Source organism: Luteolibacter pohnpeiensis, assembly GCF_016595435.1.
GTDB classification, from domain to species: Bacteria; Verrucomicrobiota; Verrucomicrobiia; order Verrucomicrobiales; family Akkermansiaceae; genus Luteolibacter; species Luteolibacter pohnpeiensis.
Window position 1 is genome coordinate 52,756 of sequence record NZ_JAENIJ010000004.1, and the last position, 13,642, is coordinate 66,397.

A 13,642-nucleotide genomic window follows, 5' to 3' on the forward strand; every position below is an offset into this window, starting at 1 on the left:
GTTAGAAATCTTTCCGCAACCCGATGAGAAACTGCCGTCCAGCACCAGGATACCACTGACCGCTGTATTTGATGGTGGCATAGTGTTCATCAAAAACATTGTTGATCCGCGCGTAAATCGAAAGCCCGGGCCGGGGCGTGAAATTCAGCAGGGCATTGACCAACTGATAGCCGGGCAACTTTTCCTGGGTATTCGAAAAATCATTCCCTTCATACGCAGACCCCACCCACTGGTATTCGGATTGAAATCGGAGTTTCTCGTGAAGCTGCCAGGATAAGGTTCCGCTCAATTCGTGATGGGGCACCAGGTAGACATCCTTTCCGGCATATTCGCCATCGGTATATTCCGCCTGGAGCCAGGTATAACGAAGGTCCGCATCCCAAATTCGCCCGTGATACCCGGTGCTTGCTTCGATCCCGTATCGTCGCGTGTCGGCCAGGTTCACGTTGAGGTTCTGCAAATAATCATAGGCAATCTCACCCTGCATCCACTGCGCAAAACCATTCAATCGCCAGGTCCATTCCCCCGGTGAGTATTCCACTCCCAATTCAAGATTGTGTCCTTTTTCCGCTGTTAGATTCGCATTGAAAGGCACGCTCAGCGGATAGCCTTGGTAGGATGCGATCTCATCCGTGGATGGCAGCCGGTAAAACCGATCGTATCGGAGCCAAGCGGATACATCCTCGCGCGCATCCCATCGCAGGCCGATCTGGAAAGCCGCGTTTTGCTCCTGGCTTTGCTGTGAAAAATTCAACTCCGGATCATCCGGATAGCGATCATTCACTGCTTTCGCATCCACCTTTGAATGCTCCCATCTGGCTCCCGTGCTCAAGTGCCAATCGTCCGCCCATTTCCAATCCACTGATGAAAACACACCAATGATCGCCCGATCCAACTTTGCTGACCCGATACGGTTCTGCCGTGAGATTTCTGCAAATTGATCCAGATCCAAGGAATCGTAGCGCATGCTCAATCCAGCCGCGGATTCCCAATTTCCATTTCGATGACTCACCTGAGGTACGAGAGTCACCGTATTCATCAGATTGTCCGTGTGAGATCCCGGGCCGAAATTCCACGACAAGTCTCGATGTGTCCACGCAAGTGGGACTTCAAAGTCCGCCCCGCCGAATCCGCCTAATTTCAGTGTTCCATCAAATCGACGAGTGGTCTCCTCGGAAAAATACTGATCGCCGTAGCCACTTTGCTCGTAAATCGACTGCCGCGGATCATTCCGATAAGCCTCCTCACCCAAGGGGCCAGGAAACTCGGTGTATTCATCCGTCCAGGCGAAACCTGCTGTTAGATTCGCGCTGGGTGTCAGATCCTTATCCCAACGGATCGAAGCCGAATCCAATTCACTCGCCGAGTGATCCCTCCAACCAGCGGTATCGTTGCGTTCCAGATTCAACGAAAGCCCATTGCCGTCGATCCGCTTGGAATAGCCAGCACGCGATAAAAAGGCATCGTCACTTCCGCCCGCGGATTCCAGATAACCTGCCGCTTCTGCGCCCGCGCGCTTGGTGACGAGATTGATCACGCCTCCCACCGCATTGTCGCCGAATTTCGCAGTCTGGGCACCGCGCAGGATTTCCACCCGATCCAATTGGGAAATGGGAATTTCCAACAACGACGATGCCGCCATGTCGGCGCGGTTGAGCGGTCTGCCATTGACGAGAACCAATACCCTGGACGCCGAGTTTTCCCCAAATCCACGCAAGTGAATCTCGCCGCCTGATAAGTTTCCCGTCGATGACGTGATCCGCACACCGCCACGTGCGACCAGTAGATCCGCGACCGATCTGGAGCCTGACTGTTCGATTTCCGATCGATGGATGACCGTAGCGCTGCCAGCGAAATCCGGCGGCAATACCGAATCCCTAACAGCCTCCACCACCAGATCCGGCAGTTGCTCGGTTTCCTCCGCCATCGCAATCGCGAAGAAAAATCCCAACAACCCGATGATCCGGCCGATTTGGAAACGCCCATCCATCGCCTGGATCAAGGATCAATGCCGCCGACGGCGCAAGATCAGCCCCAAACTGGATAGACTGATCAAGAACGCAGATGGCTCAGGAACGGTAGCCAGGTTATCAATGGCAAAATAGGCAGGTGTGTTCATTCCAAATTCGCCGACATCCGATGATGTTAGACTGAATTGCAATTCATCCACCGTGCCGAGCTCGCTCAGATCGACCTCCGTCCAGTCGTCGATGATGTAATCGAGCGAGTTGTCATCGAATCGATAGTCAGCCAAATAAAACTCAACCGAAGACACCGCCACCCCTTCCAAATATCCGGTGATGGTCAGCAGGAAATAATCCGCGTCATCTCCGCTCGCTCCGCCGAATTGCTTGGCAAACAAATCGCCATTTGCCATCGAAAGATAGGCATAGGTGGTGTTGGTCACCCAGACGGACTGACCGGTCATATCGATCGCCGAAGCATAAGTCACCGTTGGCAAGGTTGAGTAACCGACATAGCCAACTCCATAGCTGGAAGAACCGTCTGCTCCCCCACCCGCATAGGCGCTGGTATCATTGGTGTAGTCCGCGGTGGTGGTGTCCGTTTGGTTTGAGTAGGCGAAACCATCCCAGGTGCCCCACTCCGCGGTGTAAGAATTCGAGAAACCTGCGCCTTCTGAACTAAATCCGCCCATGCCGTCCTCACCGACATACGCAGTTTCCGGGCTGGCAAGCAGGCCCTCAAAAGTGACAACGGCCGCCTTCGACTGCGACGTACAAATTCCCCACACGACTACGGCCGCGTAGCCCCACATTGCTTTTGATATCATTGGTATTCTCTTCGTATTGTTAGCCGAGAGAGAACGGAAACCCCAGCGGATGCATGATCCGTTGCGGCTTCGCTCTCGCCACCTTTCTTGCGCGGAAAGGCCTTCACAGTGCCGAATCCTCGGATTGAGCGACACCCGGACGAGCGATGCGGGGCGAAGTATTCGGGCTCCCGATTCTGGATTTGCGGAAATTTCCGCTCCTCCGCCGCTCTCCCGCCTTCACCTCCACTCACGCGGAAATTGGCATCTGGGAGACCGTTCATCGGATACCGCAGCGCGACTGCTCCGGGCTCTCACCGGATTCCATGCACCCCGTATCAGGTCATCGATGGCAGCGCAGCAGACACACCCCCAACTGACAAGCCGAATGAAGACCCGAGAATAAAATCGCATACGCATTATGATTTCTTTTGCAATTTATTTGCGTTTCGTGATTTCAGCTCTTTAATCCAATTCGTGCCACCCATCAACCGATCACCATTGATCCGAACCGGACTTCTCCGCGATTTCACCGCAGCACTTCGCCAGCAAATGTATTTCTGGGGACACGATGTCATGCACCCGGACGGCAATTTACTGGTGAAAAGAGGCATGGTGAAAACGGCTTCAGCCGGTTTGAAAGGCACGAGTTGTTATGCAATCGATTGGCAAGACGGCCGAATTCACCTTCACGGATCTTGCGCCGGTTGGCATTCCATGGCGGGGACCAGTTTTCTTTACATCCGACCGCTGGCCCGTTGTTTCCACTGGCATGGTGAACAACCCGTGATCCCCGGCGAGTGGACCACTGATCTGTTAGATTCTCCAGATCCGGAGTCTCTTTACCAATCGTCACTCCCATTTCTGGAATGGTGGCTGGATTACGAGCGCTGGATCTCCAGCCAATACCCACCCAGTTACCGTGAGGATTGCCACCGGAAGCTGAAAAGCGTGCCGAAAACCCGCCCCTGGCTCCCACCTGCCGCCGCTCTTCAGTGGCTTGATCTCTTTCTAACAGCCCCGTGCCAACTCGATCGTGCACGACGTTTCTCCCGTTAACATCCTTCGACCATTTGCCCCATTTATCATGTCCAAGAAACTACCAGTCACCATCCTATCCGGCTTTCTCGGTTCCGGCAAAACGACCTTGCTCAATCACATTCTGAAAAACCGCGAGGGCAAACGCGTTGCGGTCATCGTCAATGACATGAGCGAGGTCAACATTGATGCGGATCTGGTCAGAAATGGCGATGCCTCGCTTTCCCACACCGAGGAAAAGCTGGTGGAAATGTCCAACGGCTGCATTTGCTGCACCCTGCGCGAAGACTTGCTGCAAGAAGTCGGCAAACTCGCAAAATCCGGGCGTTTCGACCACCTGCTCATCGAATCCACCGGTATCAGCGAGCCCATGCCAGTCGCGGAAACCTTCACCTTCACCGATGAAGAGGGCAACTCACTCAGCGACATCGCGCAAATTGATACGATGGTCACCGTAGTTGATGCCTTCAACTTCATCCGCGACTACACCAGCGTGGAAAATTTGCAGGACCGTGGCGAATCACTCGGGGAGACTGACACGCGTACGATTGTGCATTTGCTGAATGATCAAATCGAGTTCGCGGACGTGATTCTGCTCAACAAACTCGATCTCGTGGACGAGGAGGATCGACACAAGATCCACGGGATGATTCGCGCCTTGAATCCCGGAGCGAAAATCTACGATACCGTCAATAGCCAGATTGATCTCAAGCACGTGATGGGCACGGGGTTATTTGATATCCATCAGGCTGAATCACACCCAGGCTGGCTGGATTCACTCATCGAGCACACACCTGAAACCGAGGAATATGGGATATCGAATTTTGTCTATGAAAGCCGGATTCCATTTCACCCGGAGCGTCTCTATCAACTATTCTCCAAGGAATGGCCGGGCGTGATCCGATCGAAAGGGATTTTCTGGTTAGCAACCCGGCTCAAACTCGCCGGGTTCTGGTCACAGGCGGGTGCCATCGCACGCCACGAATGCGCGGGACATTTCTGGGCTGCCGTGCCCCGTTTTCAATGGCCTGCAAACCGTGATCACATTGAGCGAGTCTGGGAAGAACCCAATGGCGATTGCCGCCAGGAAATCGTTCTCATCGGCACCAACCTCAATCGCGAAGCCCTAACGGCCATGCTGGATGAAGCGCTACTGACCGAAGAGGAATACGCGATTCCTGAGAAAAAATGGGCTAAAATTTTCAAAGACCCATTTCCCGAATGGAGAATGAACTAGAAGGTTGATATGAAAAACCACGTTTTCGATATCAACGTGGTGGTGTCGTCATCCCACTTGAATCGATGAATTCGGGTTGGACAAAAACAATGATCACGGATCCATCTGGCCGCGTCTTGTAAGAAACTGCTGTATGACCACTTTCAATATAACCGGAATTTTCCAACTCGAATGGTAGCGAATCCTTCTCCCTCACGGTCAATGTGGAGTCTGATACCGCCGAACCCAACCGCATCGGGTTGTAGATCCAACCAAAGCCCAGTTTGTGATCCATCCGGCTGTGAATTCGAAATCTCCACCGTGACCGGGTTGGCATTACGGGCGACCGCAGATGGAAGAGTCATCGCATCCACCCCCTTGGTATTCACTGCCTCGCGCATGAAGTCCTCAATCTCACCAGACGTCATTGAATCCGATAATGATGAGAGGAAATCGTCCGATACTCCCTCCGGCACGCCGATCACCTTGGTGGTATACTTGAATTTCTGTGGTCCAATCTCCAAAGCTTTCGCCAAACCTGAAAGCGTTCCGACATCCGCAGAGGTTCCATTTTCTAACAACAGAGTTCCTCCATACAGCTGGATTTTTACACCCGGACTTAAAACCACGCCCATGGACTTGAGTATTTCCAGCAAATCGTCACTGACTGTGCCTGTCATCTCCGCAAGCTGACTCTTCAAATCTGAAGGCACGGTTATCTTCGCATCCGCGACCTGCTCGTCGGAGAATCGAGTGAATTCAAACTCAAGATCCTTCCGCTTTACGCTCGTACCATAAAGGGCTGCCAGTGATTGGACCGTCGCAAGAAATCGATTCATGGGCAATTGCGCCGTGATGCGTTGATTCACCTCAGGCGGCACGGAAAAAGTGAATTTGAGGGGCACCTCACCGCTCACTTGGCAAGCGTCGCGATACGCATCCATCGCTTTGGCGAGTGCCTCGCGAAGTGTCACACCATCCAGCTCGATTCCAGAGATATAGAAATTCCTGAGCTGATCGGGAGTATGTGTGGCGGAGCGCTCCCCTTCCCGTTCTTTGACCTTCAGCTTGTAGGTGAGTTCCTTAGCGGGATTATCCACAGCAGCAGGATCGTAGGCGTAATTTGAGTTTCTCGCCTGATCAACCTGCAACCGGTCCGTAGATGAATCCCTAAAATACCAAAAGGCAGCAAGAACAATCAGAATCGCAATGAGACAAGTCAGAGTAGTCCTCCACCGGTTATTCATTCTGAATGAACTGTCCGTAAACTCCTTCCATGTCGAGCCGAAAGGCATCATCTTTCAGGCAAGATATGCGGCATTCCACTATTGCTTCTAAATCCAAGAATTAAATCAACTTACGCAATAAGACAGAGAAAACATTAAAGATCACCAGGCAATATCAGCTTCCCATTTAAGCCCATCGTCGATAGTCCACGTCCATGGAATTCCCCTCTCCTTACACGCCACCTTCCTCACTTGATGCCGATTCCCCTCTTTCCCCGAGCCGAATGACGGTTAAGCAGATTTTATTTTCATTCACAGGTCGAATACCCCGGAGAACTTTCTGGCTTTGGAAAATTGTCATCACCTTCGGAATGCTCATTTCAATTGGCCTATTATCGCCCCTATTCGAGCATGAAGGGATATTACAACTCGTCTCTGGCGCCTTAACTTGCATCTTACTTTTTATCGGAGTATGGAGTGGATTATCTATTTCGGTAAAACGTTGGCATGATCAAGACAAGTCAGGCTGGTGGGTGCTGATTAGCTTAATCCCCTATCTCGGCAGCTTGATCTCTCTCATCTTCCTCGGCTGCATCGCCGGAACACCGGGACCTAACAATTACGGCCAAAATCCTGATCAACTTCCCTTCATGCCAGAATAATGGCCATTCTACTTAAACTAAGACTTTGAACTCCGTGAAACGCCACTTTTTCCTCTTCACCATTTTACTCACGCTTGGAACTTCAGCCACTAGCAACGCCCGCTCTTGGACCAATGCCGAAGGTAAAGTCATTGAAGCTGATTATGTTTCTCACTCCGGTGACAAGGTTGTCCTCAAGATAAATGGTCGTGAAATCTCCTAAGATATCGCAAAACTTTCGAGCGAAGATCAGGAATACCTCAAGACACTGGACGCACCAACTCCTGCAGCAAAAATCGTCACCGGACTGAGTTCAAATAATCCCATTGATGTCCGGCTTTTTCCGGAGCTGAAAGATTACTATCGTGACCGCGATCGAAAATCTTTCCGCAAAGCAATCGAAGGTGGAGCTTTGGACGATGAAGAAATGTATCAACACGGCTCATTTGACGAATGGATCAAACGCGATCCAGCTCTTGATACTTACCAAGCCTACGTTCCGCCAAGCTATGATGGAAGTGAAGCATATGGTTTGGTTCTTTATGCCAACCCTGGCTTCCCGACGGATATTCCGAGTGATTGGCATTCGGTGTTAGATGCATTCAAGTTGATCGTCGTCGCTGCAGATAGCGTCAACAACGAGACCACCATGCCACGACGGGTTCAGGCGTCCATGGACACTTTGGCCACAGCGGAGAAAAAGTATAAAATCGATCCGACCCGACGGGTCGTCAGTGGTTTATCAGGTGGCGGACACATGGCCATGGTGATTGGAGCGCTCTATCCCGATTACTTCATAGGAGCCATCAGCCATGCCGCCCAAAGTTACTTGCCATCATCAGGTGGAACCCATGGCTACGGCCACTTCCCCGGGCTTGCTCTGGAAGATTTCTCTGCGTCCAAACGGAAGCACATGAAATGGATCGTGGTCTCTGGAGACAAGGACTACAACTATCAGGCGATTCTCGAGACGAGCAAAAGATGGGACGATAACAAATTGAACTATCGCTTTCTGGATATCCCCGGCATGGGCCATGAACCTGCAAAAGCCGCCCCATTCCAAGAAGCTCTCGAATGGGTTGGGCTTAAAGAGGCAAAATAAAGTCTACCTATGCCGGATAGATGCGGAGAAATCTCTCCAAATTCTCATCCGGTTCTCGCAAGATGACATCGAATGGCTGCAGGCCATAATCGGCCAAGTAGCAGTTTCTGGATACAGCATCGATCGCCATCACACCGAAGGCATAGTTAAAGAATACCGTGTGTCCAGAAGGGTCGTGCAAAAGTTGCCAACCTTCGTGGATGAAATATTGCTCAATATCCCGCAGATCAGCCGGAACTCCAGGATACCATGGCTGGGTAATCCCGATGGAAACTTGGCCATCACCCCATTCGATCACCGAGGCAAGTCGGACATCATCGCCGAAAAGATCATTCGACGCCATCCAGCGCGTGAAGTATTCCAAAGGCGTCGCCAATACAAACTCGATCGCTTCGCGGAAAGATTGCTGCTGCGGTTCACCCAGTTTTTCAATTTCCGGCAACCGAATCAATTCGGGAACCAACCCGAAACCTGGAGGTTTCGTAGTTTTACCAATTAGCTTGGGCTCATCACCAGCAGCCACCACATGCTCTGAACCGATCGAAAAATCCCCAGGAACTTGCTCTATGAACTCATTCCAACTGATTTGAGTTCGGTTCAGGATTCCAAATTCAGCAGCGAGAGCAACAGCTTGTTTGGCTTGAGCGCGGATCCGGTCGGCTCGGATTTTCCCATGGCAAGCGCTGTCGTGCGAGCAAAGGTCGCGTAGTCGGTCGACGAAGGTTTCAAGTAAATCCCCTTGTAGCCGATCTCGCCTTTGCGAGCTGGCTGCTGAGGGTTCTTGAGGTTCGACTTTTTTTTCGCGCTCACAACCCCCAATCTATAGACGATCGGAGCGCAAAATACAAGTCCGCGTTTCTGGTTCAGCGGAAACTGACACCGAGTCCCTTCGTCAAAGCGGCCAACATTTTTTGGTGGGCGGCATCGACTTCGTCTGACTTCAGGGTCCGTCCAGAGTCGCGATAGGTGAAGCGATAGGCGACGGACTTGCGGTCCGCAGCGAGTTTTTCGCCGCTTGGATCGGTGAACACATCGAAGCACTCGGCACTGATCAACAAAGGCTCTGCGTGTTTGGCGATCACCTTTTCAATCTCAGCATTGGCAGTTGTCGCGGCGAGCTCCATTGCGGCATCGCGGGTTGAAGCCGGGAACTGTGGAAGATCTTCGACGTGTTGCACCCCGCTGATCATTTTCCGCAATTTCGCCAAGTCCAACTCGGCCACGTGGGTTTCCGCCGGAAGGTCCAGCTCACGCGCACGGGTCGGAGCAATCCGACCGAAAACGCCGATATTCTGATCGCCCGCCTTGATGTCACAACTCAGGACAAAGCCGTCGCGATCGCGTGGGAAAAACTGGATCGCCTGATTCCGCAGCAGAGCGGAAATCAACCCTTTCAGATCATACAAATCGGCAGCTCGTTCTTTCTGCGACCAGGCTGCGGATTGCGCGTTTCCGGAAACAAGCAGCGCCAGGTTTTCGCTTTCTTGATCCTTTGCCTTGCCACCGCCCGCATTGCGGAAAACCCGGCCCATTTCGAAGAAACGCAGAGCCTTGGCCTGTTGGCGAACATTGCGCACCGCAGAGGCAACCAAGCCGGGAATGATGCTCGGGCGCATGACCACGTGGTCTTCGCTGAGTGGGAGTTTCACGCGGATGACATCGCCATCCTGCAGCGGGCGCAACGGCAGCGCGTCCTGCATTTGCGCATCCGAAATCAGCTTGATCGTCTGGCATTCGAAAACTCCCAACGCTGCGAGACGGCGGCGCAAAACCATGTCAGCATCGTAGGCTGCATCCACGGCACTCGCTGGAACAAACGCACCCGCAAATCGCGACGGCACGTTGTCCAGGCCGTGAACGCGGGCGATCTCCTCAACCAAATCGATATGGCGTTGCAGATCCGCACGGAACGAAGGAACCGACCACTGCCCGTCCGCCAGTTTGGTTAGACCCAGGCGGGTCAAAATTTCCTCAGCTTCGGCGAGGGCGATTGAGCCGCCCATCAATTGATCGAGCTTCTTCGCATCAAGCACAACCGGCTGTGTCAAAACCGGAATTTCGCCGACTGCGAGCACCGCCGCATCAGCTTCGCCGCCTGCGGTTTCCAAAATCAATTTCACGGCGAGGGCCGATGCTTTCAGCACACCTGCCGGATCGACGCCGCGTTCGAAGCGATACGAAGAATCCGACATCAGCGCGGTCTTGCGCGAAGTGCGGCGAATGCCTTGTGGCGTGAAGTACGCCGCTTCCAGTAGAATCTCGGTGGTCGATGCGGAAACTCCACTTTCCAATCCACCCATGACACCGCCCAACGCGAGGGCTGCACCCGATTCGTCGGAAATCAGCAGATCCTCACCGCTCAATTCGTATTTCTCATCGTCCAGCGCGTGGAAGATTTCCCCGTCTTTTGCCGGACGGACCACGATCGCGCCGCTGACCTTCGCCGCATCGAATGCATGCAAAGGCTGACCGAGCTCGTGCAGGACGAAATTGGTGACGTCGACGATGTTATTGATCGGCTTCAGGCCGATTGATTCCAGCCGCTGCTTGAGCCAGGCCGGACTGTCTTTGACTTCAACACCGCGAATGCGAATGGCGGAATAAAACGGGCAGGTATCGGTCGCTTCGACGCGGATTTTTCCTTCTGCGGACGCCAGTTTTTCCTCGGGAGTTTCGAGTGGAATCAGCGGCGTCTTGAGCAACGCAGCCAATTCACGGGCCATGCCGCGATGGCTCAGCAAATCCGGGCGGTTCGGCGTAACTTCGAGCTCCAACAGCACATCGGAATCGAACATTTCCTTCACCGGGCGACCAATTACCGCGTCTTCGGGAAGAATCAGCAGCCCATCTTCACCTTCCGGCAAACCAATTTCCGAAGCGGCGCAGAGCATCCCCTTCGATTCGACACCACGCATCTTTGCCTCACCTATCGTGAAACCACCGGGCAAAGCAGCACCGGGAAGCGCGCATGGAACTTTGTCTCCGACCTTGTAGTTTTTCGCCCCGCAAACGATCTGGCGCAGCGAACCTTCGCCCGCATCGACCTGGGTGACCTTCAGCTTGTCCGCATTCGGATGCTGGACCGCTTCCATGATTTGGGCGACCACGATCTTTTCGGATGCGATCCCTTTGGTCTCGATCCCTTCGACCTCGACCCCTGCAAAGGTCAGCAAGTCATCAATTTCTTTGATCGATTTTCCGGCGACATCCAGGTGCGTGCCGAGCCAATTGAGAGAGACGTTCATACTTTAAAGAATGGAAATGATTTAACCGCCGATGAACACAGATAAACGTTAACAAAGAATCTCATCTGCGTTCTTTCACGTTCATCTGCGGTTGATTGAATCTTAAGCGAATTGTTTGAGGAAACGCACATCGTTCTCGATGAGCAACCGGATGTCCTTGATGCCCCAGCGAATCATCGCGAGGCGGTCCAGGCCCATGCCGAAGGCGAAGCCAGTGACTTTGTCCGGATTGAACGCGTCGTCCTTTCGGCCTTTGTTGATCGAATCAAAAACCGCCGGATCGACCATGCCGCAACCGGCAACCTCGATCCAGCGCGGTGCCTGGCCCTTGACCTGCAATTTCACATCGATCTCGAAACTCGGCTCGGTGAACGGGAAAAAGTGGGGCCGGAAGCGGACTTCGGTGCTGGTGCCGAAAAGCTCGCGCAGGAAATATTCCAAAGTCCCCTTCAAGTCCGGCAAGGAAACATCCTCGGCGACATAGAGACCTTCCAATTGGTTGAAAACCGAAAGGTGGGTCGCATCGATCTCATCGCGCCGATACGCCGAGCCAGGGGCAATGATGCGAACTGGCGGGGTGGCCGATTCCATGGTCCGGATTTGGACGCTGGAGGTGTGGGTTCGCAGCAATTTTCCGGAATCAAAGTAGAAAGTGTCCTTTTCATTGCGGGCCGGGTGATCCGCCGGGGTGTTCAGCGCGTCAAAGCAGTGAAACTCGTCTTCGATCTCCGGTCCATCCGCCAAGGCAAAGCCCATTCGGCGCAAAATCCGGATCGCCTCATCGCGAATTTGCGTCAGCGGATGCAACGCCCCCGTCAGGATCGGACGACCCGGCAATGTCGGATCGATCCCAGCCAAGGCAGCACGGTCGGCGATTTCACGCAGCGCAAGTTGCTTGCTTTCAAGTGCAGCGGTGATCTCCGTGCGGGCGGCGTTCAGCAGCTGACCGACTGCAGCCTTTTCTTCTTTCGGCACGTCTTTAATACCGGCGGCGGCCAGGGTCAGGCTACCTTTTTTGCCGAGAACGGCCACGCGTGCGTCTTCGAGCATGCGCTCGTCTTCGGCGGCTGAAATCCGCGCAAGTGCTTCAGTCTGGATGGCTGCGATTTGCTCCTTCATGGGTTCCGAGATGGGAAAGGCAGCGGAAATAGCCCGGAAATCCGAATGCGTCAAAGCCAAGCTGTCCCCATCCTCACTTCAATGTCGGTTCGATCGAGCGCACCGCGTCGAAAAATGAGGGAAATCGCGGTTCCCAGCCGGATTCCCGGAGTTTTTCGTTCGAGACCTGCTTGTGCGTCCAGCCGCGTTTGCGATTCAAGTCGCGCGGCCCCGTCGGCGGAACCGGCCGAATGAAAAGTTCGCTCAACTTTTCATAGCATTCGCGTTGGGAAATCGGGGTGGAATCGCTGACGTTGAAAACCCCAAACCGTGGCTGCGGGACCGCCAAATGCAGGATGGCGCGTGCGGCGTCGTCGCGGTGAATCTGATTTAGAAACCGTCGACCATCCTCTTCGATCACCGCTTCGCCACTGAGAAATTTTTTCAGAATCACACTCCGCTCCGGCCCGTAAATCCCGGCCAGACGGGCGACGATCCCGCCCGATTCCAGCACCAGCGACTCCGCCTGAAGTAGCAGCTCGCCCGTTTCCCGGCTCGGTTCGGTCTCGCTTTCCTCGGTCACGATCGATCCGTCGGTCTGTGCGTAAACCGATGAACTGGAGGTGAACAACAACGGCACCTCGGAAAAAACCTCGGTCAAAAGGCGGCATCCATCGACATAAACACGTCGATACGCCTCCGCCCCGCCCCGGCCTGAAGCGGCGCAGTGGACGATGAAATCGGGCATCGCATTTTCATCTTTCAGCGCCTCGACTTGCTTTCGGTCACTCACGTCGCAGGCGATCGAGCCATCCCCGCCGGAGAGCGAGACCGCGTCGACTTCCCAGCCGCTGTCGCGAAACTCGCGCGCGACGGCCTGTCCGAGATACCCATTTCCGATCAGAAGCAATTTCATGAACCAAGAGGGATTGAGAGCTGTAACATGCGGCCTTGGTAAGCGCGATCCAGCCTTTATTCAACAGGATCATGCGATCGTCGGCACCTTTCACCGTTCCAAAATAAGCTCTGGGAAGCGGGAATAAGCCGATTATGCTGCCTAGAATCATGTTCAATTTCAGCACGCCAAATATCATTGCGGGGATCCTGTTCGGCATCATTGGATTCGTGGCATTTTCCTACGGCAAAAAAATGGAACTATGGAAACCCATGTCCATTGGATTGGCATTGATGGGATACTCGTGGTTAGTGCCGAACATTTGGGCAAACTGGATCGTCGGCATCCTGCTCTGCGTGCTTTTGTGGTTTCATCACGGTGAATAATTCCCCTGAAAGCCTGGCACGTTTC

Annotated in this window: 14 protein-coding genes and 1 riboswitch; of the genes, 6 read left to right on the forward strand and 8 right to left on the reverse strand. The window is 53.5% G+C overall.

What is annotated here, in order from left to right; translation table 11 throughout:
- Position 1: 1 nt before the first annotated feature.
- Together JIN85_RS03490 and JIN85_RS03495 are read right to left on the reverse strand one after the other, a co-directional pair.
- Positions 2-2,002 (reverse strand): TonB-dependent receptor, encoded by a 2,001-nt coding sequence (locus JIN85_RS03490; protein WP_200267705.1) that lies wholly within the window; start codon positions 2,000-2,002, stop codon positions 2-4.
- A gap of 3 nt (positions 2,003-2,005) precedes the next feature.
- Positions 2,006-2,791: a DUF4465 domain-containing protein gene (locus JIN85_RS03495; protein WP_200267707.1), complete on the reverse strand. Its 786-nt coding sequence runs from the start codon at positions 2,789-2,791 to the stop codon at positions 2,006-2,008.
- 158 nt (positions 2,792-2,949) lie between these two features.
- Positions 2,950-3,096, reverse strand: a riboswitch (cobalamin riboswitch).
- A gap of 151 nt (positions 3,097-3,247) precedes the next feature.
- On the opposite strand from JIN85_RS03495, the gene JIN85_RS03500 reads away from it, so the two are divergent.
- The gene (locus JIN85_RS03500) at positions 3,248-3,829 is read left to right on the forward strand and encodes a hypothetical protein (protein WP_200267709.1); all 582 of its coding nucleotides are present in this window, start codon (positions 3,248-3,250) and stop codon (positions 3,827-3,829) included.
- A 28-nt stretch (positions 3,830-3,857) separates the two neighbouring features.
- A complete protein-coding gene (zigA, locus tag JIN85_RS03505) occupies positions 3,858-5,045 on the forward strand; it encodes a zinc metallochaperone GTPase ZigA (RefSeq protein ID WP_200267711.1) in 1,188 nt (395 codons plus the stop codon).
- Between the two features lie 143 nt (positions 5,046-5,188).
- Here zigA and JIN85_RS03510 read toward each other — a convergent pair whose 3' ends face one another.
- The gene (locus JIN85_RS03510; RefSeq protein ID WP_200267713.1) at positions 5,189-6,271 is read right to left on the reverse strand and encodes a hypothetical protein; all 1,083 of its coding nucleotides are present in this window, start codon (positions 6,269-6,271) and stop codon (positions 5,189-5,191) included.
- Positions 6,272-6,465: 194 nt separating this feature from the next.
- On the opposite strand from JIN85_RS03510, the gene JIN85_RS03515 reads away from it, so the two are divergent.
- From JIN85_RS03515 to JIN85_RS03525, 3 genes are all read left to right on the forward strand, one after another.
- Positions 6,466-6,912, forward strand: a complete 447-nt coding sequence (locus JIN85_RS03515) for a DUF805 domain-containing protein (RefSeq protein ID WP_200267715.1) — start codon at positions 6,466-6,468, stop codon at positions 6,910-6,912.
- Between the two features lie 34 nt (positions 6,913-6,946).
- Complete coding sequence (locus tag JIN85_RS03520) at positions 6,947-7,114, forward strand: hypothetical protein (RefSeq protein WP_200267717.1); 168 nt, start codon at positions 6,947-6,949, stop codon at positions 7,112-7,114.
- A gap of 189 nt (positions 7,115-7,303) precedes the next feature.
- Positions 7,304-7,993, forward strand: a complete 690-nt coding sequence (locus JIN85_RS03525; protein ID WP_200267719.1) for an alpha/beta hydrolase-fold protein — start codon at positions 7,304-7,306, stop codon at positions 7,991-7,993.
- A 7-nt stretch (positions 7,994-8,000) separates the two neighbouring features.
- Here the strand turns inward: JIN85_RS03525 and JIN85_RS03530 are convergent, their stop codons facing one another.
- The 5 genes from JIN85_RS03530 to JIN85_RS03550 form a co-directional block, all read right to left on the reverse strand.
- On the reverse strand, positions 8,001-8,435 hold the full coding sequence (locus JIN85_RS03530; protein ID WP_200267722.1) for a hypothetical protein: 435 nt from the start codon (positions 8,433-8,435) through the stop codon (positions 8,001-8,003).
- A 155-nt stretch (positions 8,436-8,590) separates the two neighbouring features.
- Positions 8,591-8,803 carry a hypothetical protein gene (locus tag JIN85_RS03535; RefSeq protein ID WP_200267724.1) on the reverse strand — a complete coding sequence of 71 codons (213 nt, stop codon included), beginning with the start codon at positions 8,801-8,803 and terminating at the stop codon, positions 8,591-8,593.
- A 53-nt stretch (positions 8,804-8,856) separates the two neighbouring features.
- A complete protein-coding gene (gene pheT / locus JIN85_RS03540) occupies positions 8,857-11,238 on the reverse strand; it encodes a phenylalanine--tRNA ligase subunit beta (RefSeq protein ID WP_200267726.1) in 2,382 nt (793 codons plus the stop codon).
- A 102-nt stretch (positions 11,239-11,340) separates the two neighbouring features.
- The gene (gene pheS, locus JIN85_RS03545; protein WP_200267728.1) at positions 11,341-12,357 is read right to left on the reverse strand and encodes a phenylalanine--tRNA ligase subunit alpha; all 1,017 of its coding nucleotides are present in this window, start codon (positions 12,355-12,357) and stop codon (positions 11,341-11,343) included.
- 73 nt (positions 12,358-12,430) lie between these two features.
- Positions 12,431-13,252: an NAD-dependent epimerase/dehydratase family protein gene (locus JIN85_RS03550; protein WP_200267730.1), complete on the reverse strand. Its 822-nt coding sequence runs from the start codon at positions 13,250-13,252 to the stop codon at positions 12,431-12,433.
- Positions 13,253-13,401: 149 nt separating this feature from the next.
- Here JIN85_RS03550 and JIN85_RS03555 point away from each other — a divergent pair, with 149 nt between their 5' ends.
- Positions 13,402-13,617 carry a hypothetical protein gene (locus JIN85_RS03555; RefSeq protein WP_200267732.1) on the forward strand — a complete coding sequence of 72 codons (216 nt, stop codon included), beginning with the start codon at positions 13,402-13,404 and terminating at the stop codon, positions 13,615-13,617.
- Positions 13,618-13,642 lie beyond the last annotated feature (25 nt).

Bases quoted from the DNA above. Each gene is read 5' to 3' on its own strand.
- JIN85_RS03495 (WP_200267707.1), bottom strand. From the start codon at position 2,791: ATGATATCAAAAGCAATGTGGGGCTACGCGGCCGTAGTCGTGTGGGGA.
- zigA (WP_200267711.1), top strand. From the start codon at position 3,858: ATGTCCAAGAAACTACCAGTCACCATCCTATCCGGCTTTCTCGGTTCC.
- JIN85_RS03510 (WP_200267713.1), bottom strand. From the start codon at position 6,271: ATGAATAACCGGTGGAGGACTACTCTGACTTGTCTCATTGCGATTCTG.
- JIN85_RS03515 (WP_200267715.1), top strand. From the start codon at position 6,466: ATGGAATTCCCCTCTCCTTACACGCCACCTTCCTCACTTGATGCCGAT.
- pheT (WP_200267726.1), bottom strand. From the start codon at position 11,238: ATGAACGTCTCTCTCAATTGGCTCGGCACGCACCTGGATGTCGCCGGA.
- pheS (WP_200267728.1), bottom strand. From the start codon at position 12,357: ATGAAGGAGCAAATCGCAGCCATCCAGACTGAAGCACTTGCGCGGATT.
- JIN85_RS03550 (WP_200267730.1), bottom strand. From the start codon at position 13,252: ATGAAATTGCTTCTGATCGGAAATGGGTATCTCGGACAGGCCGTCGCG.
- JIN85_RS03555 (WP_200267732.1), top strand. From the start codon at position 13,402: ATGTTCAATTTCAGCACGCCAAATATCATTGCGGGGATCCTGTTCGGC.